This window comes from Vibrio sp. 10N.261.46.A3 (assembly GCF_041472995.1).
Classification (GTDB): domain Bacteria; phylum Pseudomonadota; class Gammaproteobacteria; order Enterobacterales; family Vibrionaceae; genus Vibrio; species Vibrio coralliirubri.
Window position 1 is genome coordinate 55,063 of sequence record NZ_JBFRRH010000110.1, and the last position, 22,899, is coordinate 77,961.

At 46.0% G+C, this 22,899-nt stretch carries 18 protein-coding genes; 8 read left to right on the plus strand and 10 right to left on the minus strand.

The window, feature by feature from the left end:
* Positions 1 to 210 precede the first annotated feature (210 nt).
* From AB4484_RS22315 to hemN, 4 genes are all read left to right on the plus strand, one after another.
* Complete coding sequence (locus tag AB4484_RS22315; protein ID WP_048612436.1) at positions 211 to 849, plus strand: class I SAM-dependent methyltransferase; 639 nt, start codon at positions 211 to 213, stop codon at positions 847 to 849.
* Positions 849 to 1,406, plus strand: a complete 558-nt coding sequence (gene yihI, locus AB4484_RS22320; RefSeq protein ID WP_017060163.1) for a Der GTPase-activating protein YihI — start codon at positions 849 to 851, stop codon at positions 1,404 to 1,406. Before AB4484_RS22315 ends, yihI begins: the two co-directional genes overlap by 1 nt.
* A gap of 6 nt (positions 1,407 to 1,412) precedes the next feature.
* Positions 1,413 to 1,901 carry a DUF2489 domain-containing protein gene (locus AB4484_RS22325; protein ID WP_017060164.1) on the plus strand — a complete coding sequence of 163 codons (489 nt, stop codon included), beginning with the start codon at positions 1,413 to 1,415 and terminating at the stop codon, positions 1,899 to 1,901.
* A 283-nt stretch (positions 1,902 to 2,184) separates the two neighbouring features.
* Positions 2,185 to 3,576: an oxygen-independent coproporphyrinogen III oxidase gene (hemN, locus tag AB4484_RS22330; protein WP_050648426.1), complete on the plus strand. Its 1,392-nt coding sequence runs from the start codon at positions 2,185 to 2,187 to the stop codon at positions 3,574 to 3,576.
* A gap of 83 nt (positions 3,577 to 3,659) precedes the next feature.
* On the opposite strand, the gene AB4484_RS22335 is transcribed toward hemN, so the two are convergent.
* The 5 genes from AB4484_RS22335 to glnA all read right to left on the minus strand — a co-directional run bounded on the left by AB4484_RS22335 (position 3,660) and on the right by glnA (position 11,320).
* Positions 3,660 to 6,242: an EAL domain-containing protein gene (locus AB4484_RS22335; protein ID WP_372080471.1), complete on the minus strand. Its 2,583-nt coding sequence runs from the start codon at positions 6,240 to 6,242 to the stop codon at positions 3,660 to 3,662.
* A gap of 108 nt (positions 6,243 to 6,350) precedes the next feature.
* Positions 6,351 to 7,754, minus strand: coding sequence for a nitrogen regulation protein NR(I) (glnG, locus tag AB4484_RS22340; RefSeq protein WP_017059224.1), 1,404 nt, complete (start codon positions 7,752 to 7,754; stop codon positions 6,351 to 6,353).
* A 121-nt stretch (positions 7,755 to 7,875) separates the two neighbouring features.
* Positions 7,876 to 8,952, minus strand: coding sequence for a nitrogen regulation protein NR(II) (gene glnL / locus AB4484_RS22345; protein ID WP_050644474.1), 1,077 nt, complete (start codon positions 8,950 to 8,952; stop codon positions 7,876 to 7,878).
* Positions 8,953 to 9,120: 168 nt separating this feature from the next.
* Entirely contained in the window at positions 9,121 to 9,684 is a 564-nt protein-coding gene (locus tag AB4484_RS22350) for a DUF4124 domain-containing protein (RefSeq protein ID WP_050633895.1), read from the minus strand.
* Positions 9,685 to 9,910: 226 nt separating this feature from the next.
* Positions 9,911 to 11,320, minus strand: coding sequence for a glutamate--ammonia ligase (gene glnA / locus AB4484_RS22355; RefSeq protein ID WP_017059221.1), 1,410 nt, complete (start codon positions 11,318 to 11,320; stop codon positions 9,911 to 9,913).
* A gap of 562 nt (positions 11,321 to 11,882) precedes the next feature.
* Here glnA and typA point away from each other — a divergent pair.
* Positions 11,883 to 13,718, plus strand: coding sequence for a translational GTPase TypA (gene typA, locus AB4484_RS22360; protein WP_017059220.1), 1,836 nt, complete (start codon positions 11,883 to 11,885; stop codon positions 13,716 to 13,718).
* A gap of 179 nt (positions 13,719 to 13,897) precedes the next feature.
* Here typA and AB4484_RS22365 read toward each other — a convergent pair whose 3' ends face one another.
* Positions 13,898 to 14,428 (minus strand): AAA family ATPase, encoded by a 531-nt coding sequence (locus AB4484_RS22365; protein ID WP_372080474.1) that lies wholly within the window; start codon positions 14,426 to 14,428, stop codon positions 13,898 to 13,900.
* A 30-nt stretch (positions 14,429 to 14,458) separates the two neighbouring features.
* Positions 14,459 to 15,100, minus strand: a complete 642-nt coding sequence (locus AB4484_RS22370; protein WP_052880260.1) for a DUF2959 domain-containing protein — start codon at positions 15,098 to 15,100, stop codon at positions 14,459 to 14,461.
* A 220-nt stretch (positions 15,101 to 15,320) separates the two neighbouring features.
* Between AB4484_RS22370 and AB4484_RS22375 the strand changes: the two genes are divergently transcribed.
* From AB4484_RS22375 to AB4484_RS22385, 3 genes are read left to right on the plus strand one after another with little or no spacing between them, the layout of a single operon-like run.
* Positions 15,321 to 16,262 (plus strand): virulence factor BrkB family protein, encoded by a 942-nt coding sequence (locus AB4484_RS22375; protein WP_019826491.1) that lies wholly within the window; start codon positions 15,321 to 15,323, stop codon positions 16,260 to 16,262.
* Entirely contained in the window at positions 16,234 to 16,668 is a 435-nt protein-coding gene (gene dtd / locus AB4484_RS22380; protein ID WP_004735590.1) for a D-aminoacyl-tRNA deacylase, read from the plus strand. Before AB4484_RS22375 ends, dtd begins: the two co-directional genes overlap by 29 nt.
* 16 nt (positions 16,669 to 16,684) lie before the next feature.
* Positions 16,685 to 17,617 carry a bifunctional GNAT family N-acetyltransferase/hotdog fold thioesterase gene (locus AB4484_RS22385; protein WP_048617771.1) on the plus strand — a complete coding sequence of 311 codons (933 nt, stop codon included), beginning with the start codon at positions 16,685 to 16,687 and terminating at the stop codon, positions 17,615 to 17,617.
* Positions 17,618 to 17,923: 306 nt separating this feature from the next.
* On the opposite strand, the gene AB4484_RS22390 is transcribed toward AB4484_RS22385, so the two are convergent.
* The 3 genes from AB4484_RS22390 to hslO all read right to left on the minus strand — a co-directional run bounded on the left by AB4484_RS22390 (position 17,924) and on the right by hslO (position 22,890).
* Positions 17,924 to 19,894 carry an AsmA family protein gene (locus tag AB4484_RS22390; protein ID WP_372080476.1) on the minus strand — a complete coding sequence of 657 codons (1,971 nt, stop codon included), beginning with the start codon at positions 19,892 to 19,894 and terminating at the stop codon, positions 17,924 to 17,926.
* A 154-nt stretch (positions 19,895 to 20,048) separates the two neighbouring features.
* Positions 20,049 to 21,674, minus strand: a complete 1,626-nt coding sequence (gene pckA / locus AB4484_RS22395; protein ID WP_050619712.1) for a phosphoenolpyruvate carboxykinase (ATP) — start codon at positions 21,672 to 21,674, stop codon at positions 20,049 to 20,051.
* A gap of 337 nt (positions 21,675 to 22,011) precedes the next feature.
* Positions 22,012 to 22,890, minus strand: coding sequence for an Hsp33 family molecular chaperone HslO (gene hslO / locus AB4484_RS22400; RefSeq protein WP_050619713.1), 879 nt, complete (start codon positions 22,888 to 22,890; stop codon positions 22,012 to 22,014).
* Positions 22,891 to 22,899 lie beyond the last annotated feature (9 nt).

Genomic DNA, 22,899 nt, shown 5'->3' on the forward strand with positions numbered 1-22,899 from the left:
CAACAAACAAATATGGCATGGAAAGCACCAATAACAAATGGAGATTTGTGTACCAAGTTGAGTATGCAAATTTTGGCCGATATAGGCAGATTTAGAGAGCGATAGGTTTTCCTATCGCTTTTTTTATTGATTTGATGAAAAAACACCCAATACCTCTCCACTATAAACTCAGTTTCTGGTATGTTTCGCATCCCTGTTTAAGGATGTGCTATGTATACTTGTCCCTTATGCCATCACCAAGGCGTGAATCACTATTTTGAAGACAAACGCAGAGCCTATCTGCAGTGTCAGCAATGTGAACTGGTATTTGTTAAACCTGAACAAAGGTTAGAAGCAAAAGAAGAAAAAGCACACTATGATCTCCATGAGAACGATCCTAGTGATGCAGGCTATCGCCGCTTTTTATCTCGCATCGCGGATCCACTAACAGACAAAATTTCATCTAACTCACAAGGGTTGGATTTTGGTTGTGGCCCAGGCCCTACGCTATCTATTATGTTAGAAGAAGCCGGACACACCATGGAGTTGTACGATATCTATTACCACCCAGATACCTCTGTGTTGGAAAAAACGTATGACTTTATGACTGCCACGGAGGTGATAGAGCATCTTTATCACCCAGACAAAGTGTGGCAGCAATGGTTGAATTTAGTTAAACCCAAGGGCTGGATTGGTCTTATGACTAAACTAGTAATAGACGTAGACGCGTTTGCTGGTTGGCACTACAAGAATGACCCGACACATGTCGTCTTCTTTAGTCGTCAAACATTCCAGTTTTTGGCAGAGCGGGATAAGCTCGAACTAGAATTTTTTGGAAATGATGTAATTTTACTGAGGAAAGTGCAGTAATGGGTCGTAGTAAGAAATCAAGAAAGCCGGGAGCACTTGGCGCTCCGGAACCTATGGTTACTCGTAACCGTAGTGAATCTGATGTTGAAGGTCGTGAACGTAAGCGTGTTAAAAAGCGTAAAGGCCTTAAGTCTGGCAGCCGTCACTCAGATGGTAGCGAAGCAAAACAGCGTAAAGCTGCACAAGCTCGTGATCCACGTTTAGGCAGCAAGAAAAAAATTCCGCTGATCGTTGAACCAGCGAAGAAGCCGACTAAACAAGAGCGCAAGCTATCTAACGAACAAGAGTTAGAGATGCTTGAAAATGATGCTCAACTGAACACACTGCTAGATCGTATCGAAAATGGTGAAAACCTAGGTGCGGGTCTACAGAAGTTTGTTGATGAGAAACTTGATCGTATCGAACACCTAATGGGCCGCTTAGGTCTACTAGAGCCAGAAGACGATGAAGAAGAGATCTTCGAAGAAGCACCGGTTGCCTCTAAGAAGAAAGCGAGCTCTGACGAAGACTTGCTATCTCAATTCGAAGATTTCGATTTAGACAGCTTTAAAGGTTAATAGCCAATGAACGTAACCTTATTAGCAATTGCTGGTGGAATTATCATTCTCGGCTTGGGCTCTTACGCAGGTTACCTTCTACTTCAAGTGAAGAAGCAGACGGAGTTGCAAAAGCAGCATCAAGCACTAGCCATTGAAAAACGTAACGCGACGATTTACGAAAACGTAAATACTTTGTGCTTAGCGGGCATTCAAGGGCAATGTGACTTACCTGAGATCAGTATCCGAGTGTGTATCATTATGGATAATGTTCAGGGTGATGAGCGTGTCGATTTTGATTCTGAGTATCCTGCTCTTTCTGAGCTGTACCATATCGTAAAAGATATGGCTCGCGGAGAGGCAAGACAGGAACTGACGAAGAAAGAACGCATGCAGCAGAATCTCACGCGCCATAAGGCAGAGACTCGCTTGAATGATGCGGTCATTGAAGATCTGAAAAGGTTGCAAGAGAAGGTTAAACCTCTCAACAACCAAATCAACATTCAGATGATCTAGTCGCTAAGACTTTTAAAATAGAGGCTTGTTTAATACAGGGTGTTCTTGAGACACCTTATCTTTATAGATAGTGTTAAATGAGCCTTCTTACCTTTTGCGTCTCGTTAATCCCGACGCTTTGTTAGTGATCAAGCTAGCAGTTCTGAGTTTTTGTCTAAAAAATTGATTTTGTCTTGGAACGACCTTACAGGTCGTGTGGCAAAATAACCCGTCTATATTTTAATGTATGTAAAATGATTTGAGAGACCTTAGGTTCTCGCGGATCTAAATTGGAAATACCGCTATGTCGAGCAAGCCAGTAACAACGAATCAGCAAATCGTTTGGGATCAAGAGATCTTAAACAAGTACAACTATTCGGGACCTCGTTACACCTCATACCCAACTGCGTTGGAGTTTCATGAAGCGTTTACCGTCGCTGATTACGACATGGCGTGTACTCAATATCCTGAGCGTCCACTCTCTCTTTACGTGCATATCCCGTTCTGCCACAAGCTTTGTTACTACTGTGGTTGTAATAAAGTCATTACTCGTCACTCGCATAAAGCGGATGAGTACCTTGATGTGATTGAACATGAAATCCGCCAACGCGCCTCTTTATTGAATGGCCGTGAAGTGACGCAATTGCACTTCGGTGGTGGTACGCCAACGTTCTTGACTAAGACACAAATCACTCGCTTGATGATGATTCTACGTGATGAATTTAACTTCACCGCTGACGCTGAAATCAGTATCGAAGTTGACCCGCGTGAGATTGAACTAGACGTACTTGACCACCTGCGTAACGAAGGCTTCAACCGCCTGAGTATTGGTGTTCAAGACTTCAATAAAGAAGTACAGAAGCTGGTTAACCGTGAGCAAGATGAAGAATTCATCATTGCGATGGTTCAGCGTGCCAAAGAATTAGGCTTCCGCTCAACTAACCTTGATTTGATCTACGGCCTACCAAAGCAGACTCAAGCTTTGTTTGCTGAAACATTGAAGCAAGTGCTAGAGATGAAACCAGGTCGTTTATCGGTATTTAACTACGCACACATGCCTCAGCTGTTTGCTGCGCAGCGTAAGATTAAAGACGAAGACCTACCAGAAGCGAAAGAGAAGATGGCTATCTTACAAGATACCATCGAGACGCTAACGGGGGCGGGTTACCAGTTCATCGGTATGGACCACTTTGCTCTGCCTGAAGACGAGCTAGCAGTAGCACAACGTGAAGGTATTCTGCATCGTAACTTCCAAGGCTACACCACCCAAGGTGAAGCGGACCTAATTGGCTTCGGTGTTTCTGCTATCTCTATGGTCGGTGATGCTTACGCACAAAACCAAAAAGAGCTGAAGAAGTACTACGCTCAGGTGAATGACCTGCGCCATGCACTTTGGAAAGGCGTGGCACTAGACAGTGACGACCTTCTACGTCGTGAAGTGATCAAGCAGCTTATCTGTAACTTTAAGCTTGATAAAACGATGATCGAATCTGAGTTCTCGGTTAACTTTAATCGCTACTTCAAAGAAGATTTAGAGCTTCTGCAAACCTTCATCAACGATGATTTGGTTGAAGTCGATGACAAAGAAATCCGCGTTACTCTGCGTGGCCGCTTGCTGATCCGTAATATCTGTATGTGTTTTGATAAATACTTACGTGCAAAGGCTCGCCAGCAGCAGTTCTCTCGCGTTATCTAATCGCTCGATAGAGAATAGAACAATAAAAAATGCCAGCATTATGCTGGCATTTTTGTATCTGACTCATTTGATTTCTGCCTGATTTAGGTGAGGCTCTCAGTGGTATTTTGTTTGATCTTGGCACTTTGCTTGGAGTTGCTAAGGTCGGTAGGCCATTGGTCAAACGGAACTGGGCGACTGTATAAGAAGCCTTGAGCAAGCGGGCACTGCAGCTGCTTAAGAAGTTCAGCCTGTTGCTGTGTTTCAACGCCTTCAGCCACCAAGCTTACTTTGAAACCTTTAGTGATGTTAACGATGGCCGCGACGATGGAGCTGTCGAGATTTTCTTTGCTGAGCTTGCTAACGAAGCTTCGATCTATCTTCAGGCAATCAAATGGCAGCTTTTGCAGATAGGCTAGGGAAGAGTAGCCAGTACCAAAATCATCAATTGCGATTGAGACCCCTAACGCTTTGAGCGTCAGCATGTTATCGATGATGGTCGGATCGTTGTCGACGATGCGTGATTCGGTGATCTCTAGTGTCAGGTTGCTTGCTGGCAGCTTGGTGTCTCTTAGCGTGCCCTTAACCTGTTCGACAAAGCCACTTTCGCTTAGCTGATCGACCGATAGATTGACGTGAATCGAGAAGTCTTTGCTCCACTTTCCTGACTCAATCGCAATGGCTGTATCTCGACAGGACTTATGCAGAATTTGTTTTCCGATATCGTAAATGAGCCCGCTCTCTTCCGCGAGAGGAATGAACTCGAGCGGCGAGATCACCCCTTCATCGGTTATCCAGCGAGCTAAAGCTTCCGCACCAATGGTCGAGCCGGATTCCAGATCAATAATAGGCTGATAAAACGGTTCGAACTGTTGAAGCTCTATTGCTCGGTTCATCCGCGCTAGCATCTTGGTGCGATGTCTCGATGCTTTGCCCATCTCCGGGCTGTAAATGCTGACACTGGTTTTGTCTTGTTTTGCGTTGCTCAATGCAATGCTGCTATTGCGTAGCAGGAGTGTAATGTCGTAGAGATTCGAGACATTCACTATCCCCATCGATACCTTAATCACCACGCTTTCTGATTCCATTGAAAATGGGGAAGCGAAGGTTTGAAGTAAGCGGTTAGTCAGCAGCTGAACATCATCGCTTTGCGTTACGTTTGGGGCGTAAATCGCAAACTCATCACCACCAGTGCGAGCTAATAGGTATTCGGATGGCAGTGTGCCTCTTAAACGAGCGGCCGCAATGATAAGCAGCTGGTCACCATTGTAATGACCTAGGCTGTCATTGATGTCTCGGAAGCGATCAATACCAATCAAATACAGCGTGCCTTCTTCGTTGTCAGGGTGTTTCTTGGCCGCATCAATAAAGCCTTCACGACTGTATAGCTTGGTTAATGAGTCATAGGTAAGTTGAGACTGCAAGGCGTGAAACGAGGCCTTTAAGTTGTTGGCCATTTCATTGAATGACTCCACCAACATGCTGGTTTCATAGATATGCCCCGTCTTTGGCATGCTCGTGTCCCAATCGCCTTTAGCAAGGCGTTTGGCTGCATCTGCAGTCGAGGTGATGGGTTGGGTTACGCGATTAAAGGCAACTAATCCTGCAATGACCCCAAGGCAACTCAGTGCTAGCCCGAGCAACCAGCTGTTTCTTTGATTTTCTGGTAATTCACCGAGCAGATTGCTTTCAGGAATCGACACTCCAATAAACCACGTGAGGCCGTGTTCATCTTCGTAAGGGGTGATTTGGTTAAAGTAGCGTTCGTTGTCTAGGCTAAAGCTAAAGCGCTGCTCGCCCAAATTATCGATTAGGTGGAATTGGTCTACGTAACTGGCGCTTTCACGTATTACGGGGTTAGCACTCTCTGTTGCCAGTAAGCGTTGGCCTTTGTTGGTTTTTCCTGTGCCCCACGAAACGACACTGCCTCCACCTGAGTGCGCGACCAAGCGTTGCTGCTTATCGATGATGTAAACAGAGGCATCTGTTCTATCTTTGAGCTTTCTGAGAAACGCATTGAAGGTATTGATCTTGATGTCGCTGACGACGACGGCTTTGAATTCGTTATCATCATAGATAGGCGCGAGAGCCGATAAGGTGATTTCTTGGCGTTCGTCAGCATTGGCATAAATTGGTGACCACAACGGTTTTTTCTGTGTCGCAACGGGTGTGTACCAAGGACGGATTCTTGGGTCGTAACCTGAAATTACCGATCGAATGTCTTCACTAATCTTGCTGCCACGGTAAATGACCAACTGATCATTGGTGCGTTCGTCTTGCACCATCAAGGTGTAGCCTTTGTTGGCTTCTTTGCGGAAACCGACGTAGTTACCATCTTCAGAGCCAAAGCCGATCACATCGAGTTGAGGTACAGCAGTGTAATGGTCTGAAAACGTATAAAAAATATAGTCTTGGACCTTACTAAGATTACCCGCTTGATAAAGATGGTGGTAGCCGATGTTATGGCTGAGCGAGAGGTTCGCGTGAAATGGCTTTTCTAAAAAATTAGACAGGCTTTGATGAACATTGTCAGTCAGTGATGTTAGTTGGCGTGCACTAACATCACTCACCATCTCTTTGTAGCTCAGCTTTTGAGTGAAAACCATTACGCCCATAGTGAACAGAAAAATCATCACGAATGGCAGAACCACTGCGGTTCTCAAAGTAATTTGTGTTTTCAAAGACATCTTTAGCTACAACTTTGGTGAATAGTGTACTGTAATTGTACCGACACTATTCAAACCAAGCGACACTTTTTTGGTTAAAAAGTAGCTGCATCGAGAATCATATAAGGTCTAGTACAGTTCTTTGAGTTTACGAGTTAGGGTATTTCTTCCCCATCCCAAAACCTTAGCTGCATCCTGTTTATGACCATTAGTATGGTGGAGTGCAGCCTCTAGCAGTATACGTTCAAACTCTGGCAGAGCATAAGTCAGCAGCTCTTTTTCTCCTGAATCAAGCGCACACTTTGCCCAATTAGCGAGCAGTTGTTGCCAGTTATCTCCAGTTCCTGAGGTGGTCACTACTTTTTCTTCCAGCAGCTCTGGTGGCAGGTCTGAAGGAAGAATTTCGCTGCCGCTCGCCATCACGGTGAGCCAACGACAAATGTTCTCCAGTTGACGCACGTTACCCGGCCAATTGAGCTGGTTGAGCTTCAAAATGGTCTCAGGATGCAGCGTCTTGACTTCAACACCAAGCTCTTCGGCGGCGGATGCTAGGAAGTGATGAGTCAGTTTTTCAATGTCTTGTTTACGTTCGCGCAGTGCCGGGATATGGATTCGGATAACGTTGAGTCGGTGGAAAAGGTCTTCACGGAAGTCGCCTTCATGTACCAAACGCTCAAGGTCTTGGTGGGTTGCGGCAACGATACGAACGTCAACCTTAACCGCAGAGTGTCCACCCACACGATAAAATTGGCCATCAGAAAGTACACGTAACAAGCGAGTCTGAATATCGAGTGGCATGTCGCCGATCTCATCAAGAAACAGGGTGCCGCCGTTGGCTTGTTCGAAGCGTCCTTGGCGAACGCTGTTAGCACCGGTAAAGGCGCCTTTTTCGTGGCCAAACAGTTCAGACTCGATCAGATCTTTGGGGATTGCTGCCATGTTCAAGGCAATGAAGGGCTTCTTAGCTCTTGGGCTGTGACGATGCAGAGCGTGAGCGACCAATTCTTTACCGGTACCCGATTCACCATTGATCAGCACGGATATGGATGAGCGAGACAAACGACCAATCGCTCGGAAAACTTCCTGCATTGCCGGTGCTTCACCGATGATTTCTGGCGCGTTGGTGTCTTCAGCGACTTCGCTGGCTTGTTCGCGTTTCTGTTCTTGGCTGTGCGCGATCGCTCGTTCGACTAGAGTCAGTGTTTCATCAATATCGAACGGCTTTGGTAGATATTCAAAGGCGCCTTTTTGATAAGCATTCACCGCCGCATCAAGGTCTGAGTGCGCGGTCATAATGATCACGGGCAGGTCGGGAGAGCGCTGGTGAACTTGATGCAACAGCTCTATCCCATCAATGCCGGGCATGCGAATGTCAGACACCAAAACGTCCGGTGTTTCGCGCTCAAGCGCAAGTAACACGCTCTCAGCATCAGCAAATGTTTCGCACTTTATATCCGCAGATGAAAGTGTTTTCTCTACTACCCAGCGGATAGAGCTGTCGTCATCGACGACCCAAACGTATCCCTTACTCATAATTCAATTCCTTTGCAGCCAAATCTATTGTGATAATCATTGTTGTTTTTATGATGTCTTAATCTTTGTGTTAACGAGCTAAGCCTTTCATCTCGCTGTTCAATAGCGAGGCTCTTGTGACCTAAATCGGTAGATAAATCGTGAATGTGGTGTTGCCCGGCCAGCTTTCAACATCAATTTTCCCATTGTGTTGATCGATCAGGTTTTGAGAAATCGATAACCCCAGCCCTGTTCCACCTTCTCGTCCACTGACCATTGGGTAAAACAAGGTGTCTTTTAAATCATCGGGTATGCCCGGACCGTTATCGCTGATCTCAATACGAGCCGCGAGTTTGTGTCGCTGCCCGTGAATATTTGCTTGATGCACCGTTCTGGTGCGAATGGTGATTTTTCCAGAATCCTGAGTCTTTAGAATCTGCGCAGCGTTGCTCACGATATTGAGCATCGCTTGTTCAACCTGTGACGAATCCATCAAGATGTCCGGTAGGCTAGGGTCGTAATCCCTTTCGATGGCGAGCGTTGAACCCGATTCGAGCTCTACGAGCTGTCTTACTTTCTCAAGTATTTGGTGAAGGTTCTCTTCTGACTTAGTTCCTGGCTTTTGAGGGCCAAGTAGACGGTCGACCAATGCTCTTAAGCGGTCGGCTTGCTCAATAATGATCTGCGTATATTCATTAAGAGACTGATCAGGAAGCATTTTCCCAAGTAACTGCGCCGCACCTCTTAAGCCACCTAGTGGGTTTTTGATTTCATGTGCTAATCCGCGTACCAGCAACTTAGCCGCTTGTTGTTGTGCGTGTTGGTTGAGCTCTTGGCTAAGGCGTCTTTGCTGGTCTATTTTGCGCATCTCAACCAATAACAGCGTCTCTCGCTGCCAAGATATTGGGCTAACCGTGACTTCAAGCATCAGTGGGCGGTTATCAACAACGAAGGTAACGTCACTGTCGGTAATGCTCTGGCCACTTTGTAGTGGTTGCGTCAGAAGTGCCAAATCCAGTGAAGCGTGTTGGATAAGTTGGCTCAGTGGATGATCAACGATGCGTCGTGCGCTCTGTGAAAAGAGCTGCTCAGCCGCCGGATTGGCGTATCGGACATACAATTGCTCATCGAGCATCAATGTCGAAGTCACCATATTGTCGAGAATGGCGCTGGAAAGATGGTGTGTATCTATGCTGTCGCTTTTGGCTGATCGATTCACTATTTCGTCCTTGAACTGGTGTTTTTCTCACTGCACCAAATTGGTGCGTAGCTAAGTTCAAGTATGGCGCATATCAACCAGAAGCTAAAGATAATTCATTAGAGTCGCTGAAAGCTGCTTCGATTAGGTGAAAAGTAGAGGTTATTTGGCCTCTTTTAACACATTGGCCTACTTGAGCGTCGCTCGATGTAAATACACGGTGACTGGACTAGTAGATGCAATAAGCTTGCCGCTTCTATGTGCTTGAATTGCAATGGTGTGAGTACCTCGATCGATACCTTTTAATTCCCAAATAGGTTGGGTCTGTGGGGCGCCATATCGACGGCCATCAAGCATCAATTGTAATTGCTCCCCGATACCAAGTTTTCGGTTGAGCTCTATCTGAATCGGGATTAAGCCGCGGTTGTTGCGAATGGTTTGATCATGAACTGGAGTCAGCATGGTGAGGGCTAATTGAGTGGGAACCTCGCGCTCTGTGGTTTCGGTTTCTGCCTGGGTTTTAGCTGGCGTTTTAGTTGTAGAGGAAGCAGCGGCGTCAACCGGAGTCGAGGCCTCAAATTTAGGGGCGGGTGCTAAAGCTTGCACATCTGGCAGGCGAAGAGCCTCGGCATCTTGAGCGCTAGGGTTATCACTAAAGTGGAGCACGCCATCTTCATCTACCCAGGTATACACCGTTTGCGCAGAGCACGAGAGCGCGACTGTTAACCCGATCAGGAACAGTATGTTTTTCATATCTTTAGCCTCTTTTCACCGCTAGGTGATTTCACGTTTGGCGTTAGTTTTGTTATTGATTTTATTGTATTTAGCGCGACAGCCTCTGAGGGCTTTTGTCTAAGATATGTTACGAGGAGGGGAGCGTCGAGAGAACATAAAAAAGGCCCGCCTGCGAGGCGAGCCTAATATTTAGTCAGCGATTCTTACAAGGTTGCAGTAAGAAGTAGCTTATCTCTACAGGAGATTAAACTGAGTAGTACAGTTCAAACTCAAGTGGGTGTGTAGCCATGTTCACACGTTGTACGTCGTCAGACTTCAGAGTGATGTAAGAATCGATGAAATCGTCAGAGAATACGCCGCCAGCTGTTAGGAACTCACGGTCTTCGCTAAGCGCAGCTAGAGCTTCTTGTAGAGATTCTGCAACTGTTGGGATTTCAGCTGCTTCTTCTGCTGGAAGGTCGTATAGATCTTTATCCATAGCTTCGCCTGGGTGAATCTTGTTCTTGATGCCGTCAAGGCCAGCCATAAGCATTGCTGAGTAGCATAGGTATGGGTTAGCTGCTGGGTCACCAAAACGTAGCTCGATACGACGTGCTTTAGGGCTTGGTACTACTGGGATACGGATAGAAGCAGAACGGTTACGTGCTGAGTAAGCAAGCATTACAGGTGCTTCGAAACCAGGTACAAGACGCTTGTACGAGTTAGTTGATGGGTTAGCAAACGCGTTGATTGCACGAGCGTGCTTGATTACACCACCGATGTAGTAAAGAGCCATTTCAGATAGACCGCCGTACTTATCACCAGCAAACAGGTTAACGCCGTCTTTTGCTAGAGATTGGTGAACGTGCATACCAGAACCGTTGTCACCAACTAGTGGCTTAGGCATGAATGTCGCTGTTTTACCAAATGCGTGAGCAACGTTGTGTACAACGTACTTGTAGATTTGAGTTTCATCAGCTTTCGCTGTTAGCGTGTTGAAGCGAGTAGCGATTTCGTTTTGACCCGCAGTTGCTACTTCGTGGTGGTGAGCTTCAACAACTAGGCCCATCTCTTCCATTACTAGACACATTGCTGAACGGATGTCTTGAGATGAATCTACTGGAGCTACTGGGAAGTAACCGCCTTTAACGCCAGGACGGTGACCTTTGTTACCGCCTTCGAAGTCAGAACCTGTGTTCCAAGCTGCTTCTACGTCATCGATCTTGAAGAAAGAACCAGACATGTCGTTTGAGAACTTAACGTCGTCAAATAGGAAGAATTCTGGCTCTGGACCAACTAGAACTGTGTCTGCGATACCTGTAGAACGTAGGTACTCTTCAGAACGTTTAGCGATAGAGCGTGGGTCACGGTCGTAGCCTTGCATTGTTGCAGGCTCAAGGATGTCACAACGGATGTTTAGCGTTGCGTCTTCTGTGAATGGGTCCAGTACAGCAGAGGCTGCGTCTGGCATCATTACCATGTCAGATTCGTTAATGCCTTTCCAACCAGCTACTGAAGAGCCGTCAAACATTTTGCCTTCTTCGAAGAAGTCTGCATCAACTTGGTGAGAAGGAATAGAGATATGCTGCTCTTTACCTTTTGTATCAGTAAAACGTAAGTCGATAAATTTAACTTCGTTCTCTTGGATCAGGGATAGTACATTTTCTACTGACATCTTGGATAACCTCCAGTGTTATTAATTCGGTATTAGCTCGATTCGGTTGAAACTAGCATTGATTAATGTCTATAAGTGCATTAATCGATGCTGATTTATCTATTGCCAAAAACGTGCCAAAAAAATTATTCCATTAATTTCAATGATTTACTTGTTTTGCGATTTTGCTTAATCTGGTTTTTGCACCAAAATGATCTCTAGTTGCACCTTGCCGGTGCAATCGTTTGTCTGTGCACCAATATGAGACATAAGCGAGCACCATTCAGCAATGAATTGCCTAAGTTGTCAATCCACTTTTGTTATTTTGCGGGAGATTTGGCTCGCCACTCGCAGGTGATACTTTTTTAGAGTCCTACGAATTTGGCTGCTCAACACTGTACTGAATCAAAGTTAAGCGGATATGAATCGCTAATAAAGAAAAAAGCCTTGGTTCAGATCACATATTTCTGGGTTTTTGTCTAGAATCTGGTATATTATTGACCGTTTTTTAAATCAAGCTAGCGGTTATTATCCAAACTTTTGAGATAAGTGACGGCTACTTTTATGAGTGAATCGAGAATCCATGTCTACTCCACAGATTGATAAGTTAAGAAATATCGCGATCATCGCGCACGTTGACCACGGTAAAACGACTTTGGTTGATAAACTGCTACAACAGTCAGGCACTCTTGAGTCTCGTGGTGAAGCTGAAGAGCGTGTCATGGATTCGAATGACATCGAAAAAGAGCGTGGCATTACCATTCTTGCTAAGAACACAGCAATCAACTGGAATGATTACCGCATCAACATCGTAGATACTCCGGGACACGCGGACTTCGGTGGTGAAGTTGAGCGTATCATGTCTATGGTTGACTCTGTTCTGCTTATCGTTGACGCAGTTGACGGCCCAATGCCTCAAACTCGTTTCGTAACGCAAAAAGCATTCGCACACGGTCTTAAGCCAATCGTTGTAATCAACAAGATTGACCGCCCAGGCGCTCGTCCTGATTGGGTTATGGATCAAGTATTCGACCTTTTCGACAACCTAGGTGCTACTGATGAGCAACTAGACTTCACAGTTGTTTACGCTTCAGCTCTAAACGGTTGGGCAACAATGACTGAAGGCGAAACTGGCGAGAACATGGAACCATTGTTCCAAGCTGTTGTTGATACAGTAGACGCGCCTGCAGTTGACCTTGACGGTCCACTACAAATGCAAATTTCGCAACTTGATTACAGCTCTTACGTAGGTGTTATCGGTGTTGCTCGTGTTACTCGTGGTTCTGTTAAGCCAAACCAACAAGTAACTATCGTCAATGCAGAAGGCAAAAAACGTAACGGTAAAGTAGGTACAGTTCTTGGTTACCTAGGTCTTGACCGTCACGAAGTTGAGCAAGCTAACGCTGGCGACATCATTGCAATCACTGGTCTTGGTGAGCTGAAAATTTCAGACACTATCTGTGACGTAAACAATGTTGAAGCAATGACTCCGCTTTCTGTTGATGAACCAACAGTAACAATGACGTTCCAAGTAAACACTTCTCCGTTCGCGGGTAAAGAAGGTAAGTTCGTTACTTCACGTAACATCCTTGAGCGTCTAGAGAAAGAACTAGTACACAACGTTGCACTACGTGTTGAAGAAACTGATAACCCAGATCGTTTCCGTGTTTCAGGTCGTGGTGAACTTCACCTATCTATCCTGATCGAAAACATGCGTCGTGAAGGCTTCGAGCTAGCTGTATCTCGTCCAGAAGTTATCATCAAGAAAGACGAAGATGGCAACCTAACTGAACCGTTTGAAACTGTGACTATCGACGTGCTTGAAGAGCACCAAGGTGGCATCATGGAAAACATCGGTCTACGTAAAGGTGAGCTAACTGATATGTCTCCAGATGGCAAAGGCCGTGTTCGCATGGACTTCATGATGCCTTCTCGTGGTCTTATCGGTTTTCAAACTGAGTTCCTAACTCTAACGTCTGGTTCTGGTCTTCTTTACCACTCATTTGATCACTACGGTCCTCATAAAGGCGGCGTAATCGGTCAACGTAACAACGGTGTTCTAATTTCGAACGCAACTGGTAAAGCTTTGACTTACGCACTATTCAACCTACAAGAACGTGGTCGTCTATTTGCTGAGCACGCAGACGAAGTATACGAAGGTCAAATTATCGGTATTCATAACCGTTCAAACGACCTAACAGTAAACTGTCTGAAAGGTAAGCAGCTAACGAACGTTCGTGCATCTGGTACTGATGAAGCACAGGTTCTTTCGCCACCTATCCGTCACACTCTAGAGCAAGCTCTTGAGTTCATCGACGAAGACGAACTAGTAGAAGTAACGCCAGTAAGCATTCGTATCCGTAAGAAGCTTCTTACTGAAAACGAACGTAAGCGTGCAGCACGTCCAGCTAAGGCTTAATTGCCAGCTGACTAGCTTCTAGCTAAGTAGATAAGAAAACCCCGAGTAGCCTAGCTGCTCGGGGTTTTGTTTTTTAGTTAGCTAAGATACGAGTAAACGAGATGCGAGATACGAAGAGCGTACTCTATATCTACTCATCGAATCGTCATTCCAGAATTGAGGAACGAAATATCTGGAATCTAGCTTTTGATACCTAAGTAACGCTCAACGAATTGCAGCCGTTCATCGACTGGCATAAACGGCACGTCAATCACTTCATAGCCAAGCTCTTGGTAGACTCTTACCAAAGCGTGGTGAATCTCTAACGCTTCCTCAAACGGATAAGGTCTCACATCATCTTGTACATAAATTGAAGCCTCAGGACGACAGAACAACACTTGGGGGTGATAACCTTGGCTCGTATCTCGGTAGGTTGTGTTTATCTCTAGATTCGCCTGAGCCAAATAGCCACAAATGTCTGGAATGGCGCGATCGAGAAAGGCAATTGGATGCTGATGGGCTTGGTCTTTTTGTTCGCTCATCACGGTTAAACATAGGCGAGCAAAGCCCGGAAGGTCTAACCAAGGTAAGATACCGTTCTCAAGTTGACTCTGCTGTTCGATTAACTGACGAGAGGACTCAGCGAAGGTGGGATAATCCGCATCACCCAAGGCATTGATCAATGTGGTTTTTCCGGCGCCCGGGCCGCCAGTAATAATGATTGGGTTCATACGGGTTTATCTTATTTGTGCCTACGGGCGTTATTTCTGGTTCAGTTGAGCAAGGAATTTATCCGATTCGGCGATCGCAGCATTCATCTGTTTGATCGCGTAGGCGATGTCTTTTTCTAAGCTCATAAACTCGCCCTGCAGTGAACCGACAGCGCTCGCATTGAGGTTGTGCTTCAAGTAAAGCGTGTTGTCGCGAAGGGTATTGAGCACAGGATCCATTTTCTTCTCGGCGCGCTTCATTGCTGACAGCATCGTTTGGTAAGACGATTTAGTTTCACGAAGCTTTTGCTCGCTCGAACGGCGCAGTGAATCACTGGTGTAGAGATCTAATTCACTCTGCCACTCTTCAAACAGCGCATCCGACACATCTTCAATCGCAGCAATGCGATCACTGACATTTTGTGCGGCTTTCTCGCTGTCTTGGTATTTATCATTAATCTTGTTGTACATGTCTTCAAGGTCGCCACCACTGAAATTAGTCAGGCTACTCAAGGCTTCAAGTGCGCTGGTAAACTCTTCCTGAGCATCCTGCTGCGACTCTTTAGCGTCTTCCACTCTATCGACCATAATGTCACGCTTGTGGTAACCCACTTGCTCCATTGCGGAGTAATAAGCTGATTGGCATCCTGTAAGAGTAAAAATAGAGAGGACTATAACTATTAAATAAGGCATCCTAGTTTCCTATAGTTAAATGATATCAATCGTAGTAAATAACTGCTCAACCTAGCTTGTTAAAATGCTCGATAACGGCGTTAGAATTTTTGATTGTAGAATAACTACTTATCAAAACTATTCTTTGCGAGAAGGGCTTCCTTGTTCTCAAGCCTTTTTCCTACGCTATTTTTGAACATTTTCTTACTGTGATTGATATGTCGGAATATAAATTAGGACTATGAACGAGTTACAAGGGAGTTACAAGTTGAAGATAAAAAAGGTCGCCACACTCAGTATTCAGTTTTCTCGCTATCTTTTGGCGCGAATGACGCACGATAGAGTCAATGTGAATGCGGGCTACTTGGCGTACATTACCTTGCTCTCGATCGTACCGATGCTGACGGTTCTGCTCTCTATCTTGTCGTCATTCTCCATCTTTGCTGATGTTGGCATCGTGATTCAAAACTTCGTCATTACCAACTTTGTTCCCGCGTCTGGGGATGCCGTACACGGTGCCTTGTTAGAGTTCGTTGCCAATACCGGAAAAATGACGGCGGTGGGTAGTGTGTTCTTATTCATTGCAGCGCTGATGCTGATCTCGAATATTGATAAGAACTTAAACTACATCTGGCGTGTCGACGAGAAGCGTCGTGCGGTGCTGTCTTTTTCTATGTACTGGATGGTGCTCACGCTTGGACCTATTTTGGTTGGGGCGAGCATTGCAGCCACTTCTTATGTGACATCATTGAGCTTGTTGCAAAACGAGGTGGTGTCTGGCGCCTTTAATACCGTGATTCGCAAACTTCCTTTGATTCTCTCTTTCTTTGCGTTTTTCGGTCTGTATCTGTTGGTTCCCAACAAAAAGATACACTTTTCTCATGCGGCTGCAGGTTCTCTAGTGGCGGCTCTGTTGTTCGAACTCAGTAAGAAAGGCTTCGCGGCCTACATTACTCAATTCCCTTCTTACCAGTTGATTTATGGTGCATTGGCGGCAATACCAATTCTTTTTGTGTGGGTTTATTTGTGCTGGTTGATTGTGCTGGTGGGGGCTGAGGTGACCGCTGCATTGGGTGAGCAGGAACAGTGGAGTGACTCGAAAGAAATGGTACACTCGTCGGATAAAGACAAAATCACAGAGCAAGGAAACAACAGTGATAGCACTGATCCAGAGAGTAAGTGAAGCTGCCGTCCGTGTTGATGGCGAAGTAGTTGGTGAGATTGAGCAAGGCTTATTGGTTCTGTTAGGCGTAGAAAAAGGTGATGACGAAGCCAAAGCCAAACGTTTGATGGAACGAGTGACCACTTATCGTGTCTTTGGAGATGAAGACGATAAAATGAACCTCAACGTGAAGCAGGTAGAAGGTAAGGTATTAGTGGTGTCTCAATTCACTCTGCCGGCCGATACCAAGAAAGGGACTCGAGCAGGGTTCTCTCGTGGTGCTCACCCAGAAGATGCTGAGCGTCTTTACAACTATTTCTCTGACCAGTGTGAATCAGTGTTGCCAACGGAACGTGGCCGATTCGCAGCCGACATGAAAGTGTCTTTGGTTAATGATGGCCCAGTGACATTCTGGCTGCAGGTTTAGGCTTAAAGGAATAAGCATGTTTAAACTCATAACACCGACCACCGAAAATCAGCTAAACAAGTATTATCATTTTCGTTGGCAGATGCTCCGTGAACCTTGGCGAATGCCGGTAGGTTCAGAGCGCGATGAATATGACCCAATGAGTCACCATCGTATGATTGTTGATGGCCGTGGTCGTCCGATGGCGATTGGTCGTCTGTATATCACCCCAGATCTGGAAGGTCAGATCCGCTATATGGCGGTGAAGAAATCTCGCCAAAGTAAAGGCATGGGTTCGTTGATTCTAGTCGCACTTGAGTCATTGGCTCGCCAAGAGGGTGCTAAGCGCTTAGTGTGTAATGCACGTGAAGATGCGATCTCATTCTATGAGAAGAATGAATTTGAACGTCGCGGTGAGATTAACGATCAACGTGGCCCTGTGCGTCACCAACAGATGGTTAAGCATCTTGACCCAATGGCAGACGTTCTACGCAAGCCTGAGTGGTGTAATGAGCTTCAGCAGCGCTGGGAACATCAGATCCCGATCAGTGACAAGATGGGCATCAAGATCAACCAATACACGGGTTACCAATTTGAGTGTAGTGCTCAGTTGAATCCCAACTTGAACCCTCATAACACCATGTTTGCAGGCTCTGCCTTTACCTTAGCGACCTTAACTGGTTGGGGGATGACTTGGTTATTGATGAAAGAACGCGGGCTGACCGGTGATATCGTGCTGGCAGACAGTAATATTCGTTATCGTCACCCGGTTGAGCAAAACCCTGTTGCCTCTACTTCATTGGATGGGATCAGTGGCGACTTGGATCGCCTTGCGTCAGGAAGAAAGGCACGTATCATCATTCACGTGACCATTCATAGCGGCGATGTGGAAGCGGTAGAGTTTACGGGAACCTATATGCTGATCCCTGACTACAAAAAGGTACTCTCGACAGATACTAGGGCGTGTTGATTTTTCGAGCTGGTTTTTGCAGCGAGTTGCTGGGTATTTATACAAGGCAGAGGCTTTGATGTGTAGCTAGCCTACATGAGAAACCGATAACGCAGTAGAAATGACCAGCAAACGCTGCCCGGAGGGTTCGGCTAAAAGCGTTTTACTCTTTGTTGAGGGAGATTTGCTTAGAATGACTAGGCTACTTCCCCCTCGCCGCGATTAAAACGCTTTTATCTCGAACAAAATTCAACCACGAAAGGTCAACACGCCCTAATGTGAGCGAATAGCTAACACCGGTAATACTGTCGATATTGACTGAAAGCGCTACTCCTGAGGAGTGGCGCTTTTTTGTTGGCAGTCGTTAATCTCCGAATACTCGGCTTGGGTGAGCTTTCCTGAGATTTGATGGCATGGGTCCGATAGGGTAATCGAGAGGGTGTGTTGCTCGGCTTTAAGCAAGTCGAGTTCTCCAGAAGCCTCGCCATTGAGCGTTTGAACCCTTTGTTCGCCTTGCTCTGCTGCTGATGCACCAATAATGTGCATCGGTTCGAGAGTAAAGCGCCCACGGTCAAAATTCGCATTAAGCTCTGGGATTTCAAACACGTTATCAATCGATGTTTCAGAAAGCTTGTCATTAAAGGTCATCACACCCTGGCGAACGCTGCCAGTGAGTTGCCCTGTGGTTGAGTAACCGAGCATCAGAGAGTCGCCATATAAACCTGCGGCTTGAAGTTCAAACTCGCCATAACCGGTTGCATCGAGTGGTAATTCAAGTCGCTGCAGCATAGGCGCTATCGGTAACCCATCGGCAGAAATATCTAAGCTCCATGGCTTGCTGATTTGGTTAAAGTCGAGTGTTGCATTGGCTTCAATGTAGCCATTCCTGAGTGGTGCAAACAGACGTGTCAGCGACCATTTCCCTTGTTCGCTATTCATCTCAACCACAGGCTGTGCGCTGAGAATATTTTGATAGCTGGCATCATTGGCGCTCGCCATCAGCTTCCCTTGCCACAGGCCTAGCTTTCTATCTTGCAGCAGCTGGACTTGATGCCCCTCGACATGTAATCCAGAGACCTGCCAGTAAGGTTGTTGTGCGAGTTGGATAAGTTGGCTGCGTTCTATGTTAAGTCGGTTAATCTCGACGTTCTGGAGTTGTGTAAGCCAAGGTATTAGTCGAGCTACGACTAGAGGGCTATCTTGGTTTTCGGTAATCCACTTGATCCCTTGCAGGTCGAGCTGCGCTAATTCAATATTGCTAGGGGTGACTTCGCCATTGAGCTGAACAGTGCCTTGTAGGAATTGAGTATAGAAATCTTCAATCAGAATCTGGTTTGTTTCTAGGTTGAGCTTGAGGCTTGGCTCGATGAACATGTCATCATCAATGGTCACTCCTTCTGCTTGCAGAGAGAAAATGGCTTTCTGCTGCTTCCAGATTTCAAAAGGCAATTGGATATTTTCTAGTGAGGCATCAAAGGCTGCGAGGTGGCCATCTTGCCACTCTACGTCGCTACGTAGAATATCTAAGCTATTAATGTGATTAATCTGAATACCTGCCACATCCCATTCTTTGCTTAGTAGGCTTTGGGTCTGTTTCTGATTGAGTCGTAAGCCATCGACGGTCACGTTCACCAACGACCAATCTTGTTGATACTGCTCTGCTTGGCCGGAAATTTTGGCGCCACTCCAGTCAAACGAAGCACCATAAAGGGTGCTGTCACTCGGCTTGAGGTCTAGGTCAATCAACAGGTTATCGAATGCTTCACCTTGCCAATACAGTTGTGAGGCCGAGAGTTGGGTTTTTCCATAAGGTAGCAGTGAGTTGTCGTTGTGCCATGTTGGGTCGGAGATCTGCAGGTCGATGCCTCGCGCATTAAACTCTGGCGTCGAAAAGTCGAGGTTGTTGATGGCCAGCTGGTGGATCTTGATGTTTGGTTGGGTAAATAAAGAAGTCAGCGTTTTTAGAACGTCTGCCTCTAACTGCAGGCCACTGATCAAAACAGAGTCAAAGACCAGTTTGGTTTCTGTCATCGAGGTGGGGCTGAACCAAAGATCGATCTTGTCGATATACAGAGGTGTCTGCTTTTCTGGTTGGTTTTGGGTAATGCCCATTAAGGTGATGTGATAAGGCGCCTGATACTCAACATCTTCAATGAGTACAGGTTGTTCAATCGTATGTTTGACAAAAAAGTTAGCAACATCCGCACGGTATTGGGTCTGCAGGCTTAATAGCAACGCTGCGATAGTTGCAACGGCGATAGCCAACACAATGCCGAACACCATGAATACCTTTTTCATTCCCTGAAAGCCTTAAATTTCAATAGTCTCAAAACAGAGTGGAACAAAAAGGGGCAAGCAGCAACAAAAAAGCCCCTCAAAAGAGGGGCTTGCTACAAAAATATCACTTTAAATTGGGCGTTCGCTTTTGGCTAAGCCCGAGCAGATGATTGGGTTAGTCCAGTTGAGGGCCAGCCGCAACCAGTGATTTACCTTCAGCGTTGTCTGTGTACTTATCAAAGTTGTTGATGAAGCGTTCTGCTAGATCTTTCGCTTTGCTTTCCCATTGTAGAGGGTCAGTGTACGTATCGCGTGGGTCAAGGATCGCTGGGTCAACATCGTGCAGTGCTAGCGGTACTTCTAGGTTAAACATAGGGATAACCTTAGTTTCAGCGTTGTCGATTGAGCCATCTAGGATAGCGTCGATGATGCCGCGAGTATCTTGGATAGAGATACGTTTACCAGTACCGTTCCAACCTGTGTTCACTAGGTAAGCTTCAGCGCCAGCCGCTTCCATACGCTTCACTAGCACTTCAGCGTACTGAGTTGGGTGAAGAGTTAGGAATGCCGCGCCAAATGCCGCAGAGAAGGTTGGCGTTGGCTCAGTAATACCACGCTCAGTGCCCGCTAGTTTCGCAGTGAAGCCAGATAGGAAGTGGTACTTCGTTTGCTCTGGAGTCAGTTTAGAAACGGGTGGTAGTACACCGAATGCATCAGCAGTCAGGAAGATAACTTTTTGAGCATGGCCTGCTTTTGATACTGGCTTAACGATGTTGTCGATGTGGTGAATCGGGTAAGAAACACGAGTGTTCTCAGTTTTTGAACCGTCATCAAAATCGATAGAACCATCGCCACGAACCGTTACGTTTTCTAGTAGTGCATCGCGACGGATTGCATTGTAGATTTCTGGTTCTGCTTCTTTAGATAGACGAATAGTCTTCGCGTAACAACCACCTTCGAAGTTGAAGATACCATCGTCATCCCAACCGTGCTCATCATCACCGATTAGCTCACGTTTAGGATCGGTTGAAAGCGTAGTTTTACCTGTACCAGATAGGCCGAAGAAGATGGCTACATCGCCTTCCTCACCAACGTTTGCACTACAGTGCATTGAAGCAATGCCTTGCAGAGGAAGCAGGTAGTTCATCATTGCGAACATGCCTTTCTTCATCTCACCGCCGTACCAAGTACCACCGATGATTTGAACGCGCTCTGTTAGGTTGAAAGCAACGAAGTTTTCAGAGTTTAGCCCCTGCTTCTCCCAGTTAGGGTTGGTTGTTTTAGCACCGTTCATTACCACGAAATCAGGTTCGAATGTTGCTAGCTCTTCGTCAGTTGGACGAATGAACATGTTCTTAACGAAGTGCGCTTGCCACGCTACTTCAGTGATAATACGCACGCTTAAGCGCGTATCAGGGTTAGCACCACAATAACCGTCGATGACAAACAGGCGTTTGCCAGATAGCTGAGTTGTCACAAGCTCTTTCAGCTCATTCCATACTTCAGTTGTAATCGGTTTGTTGTCATTTTTGCCTTGATCTGACCACCACATGGTATCGCGGGTCGTGTCATCTTTAACAATGTACTTATCTTTTGGTGAGCGGCCAGTAAAGATACCAGTGTCTACCGCAACAGAGCCTAGTTCCGTTACTACGCCTTTTTCGTAGCCTTCCAAACCTGGCAGTGTTTCTTCAACGAATAACTGCTCGTAGCTAGGATTACGAAGAACTTCAGTAACGCCAGTCAGTCCGTGCTTAGTTAGATCAATTTGTGCAGCCTTTGTATGTTCCATAACGGTCATAGGTGCTCCTTGTAGGATATTTTGTAGGGATTTTGTATTAATTTTTTATTGTTATCTGCTCACCATGCTAGCAACGAGACTCGGGGGAAACAGGGATACAGCTCAAAAAATACCCATATTAACCATGGGGTTTTAAGCGCCTCGTCACATATTGGCCCAACTAGTCTATCCTGTACGCAAACCTTTGCGCTAGGGGCGAGAACATTATTAATTGATTAAAATTAAGCGGTGATTTTATTACGAGATGTTACGGAGTTTGCGCTATTTTGATCACAAAAAAGGCCAGCTGAGTGCTGACCTTTTTGGGGTAAATTACGTGTTTTTGGTACGCCGTAAATTAATGAACCGTATTGCTGCCTTTATCTGCTGCTTCTGCGTACAGTGCATCAACATCATTCTTGTCGAACGAGTAGTTTGTGCCACAGTAATCGCAGTGTAGACCAACGCTTCCTTCGGTGCTTAGGATGTCGTAGATCTCTTCTTGAGCAACAGTAATGATTGCTGCTGCACTTCGATCACGTGAACAGCCACAGAAGAACTCAACCGGTTGTGGTGTGAATAGCTGTACTTTCTCTTGGTTGTACAAACGGTAAAGCAGTTCGTTCGCTTCTAGAGTGAATAGCTCTTCGTTTTTAACTGTGTCTGTTAGTTGCTCTAGGTGCTCGAAGTCATCTGGAGTACCAGTACCGTCAGGCATTACTTGTAGCAACATACCTGCAGCGTGTGCTTTGCCTTCATGCTCGCCAGTGCGCAGCCATAGACGAGTCTTAAGCTGTTCAGAGTTAGCGAAGTAGCCTTCAAGCACTTGTGCAAGCGTGTCACCTTCAAGACCAACGATACCTTGGTAACGTTCACCTTTCTTAGGATCAATGGTGATCACTAGGTGACCTTTACCCATTAGGTCGTGTAGACCTGCGTCGTCTGCGATATCGCCTTCAAAGCGAGCAACACCACGGATCTTCTGATCGTGATCGCCATTGATAACTGCTAGAGATACTGGGCCGTCACCTTGCAATTGCATTGTGATCGAACCTTCAAACTTTAGGGTCGCAGTTAATAGCGTTGTTGATACCAATAGCTCACCCAGTAGCTTTTGCACTGGCGCTGGGTATTCCTTGCTAGAAATAATTTGTTGGTACGCTTCATCCATTTGTACCAATTCACCACGTACTGATAGGTCTTCAAATAGGTAGCGATTTAAAACATTGTTTGCCATTTGGCTATT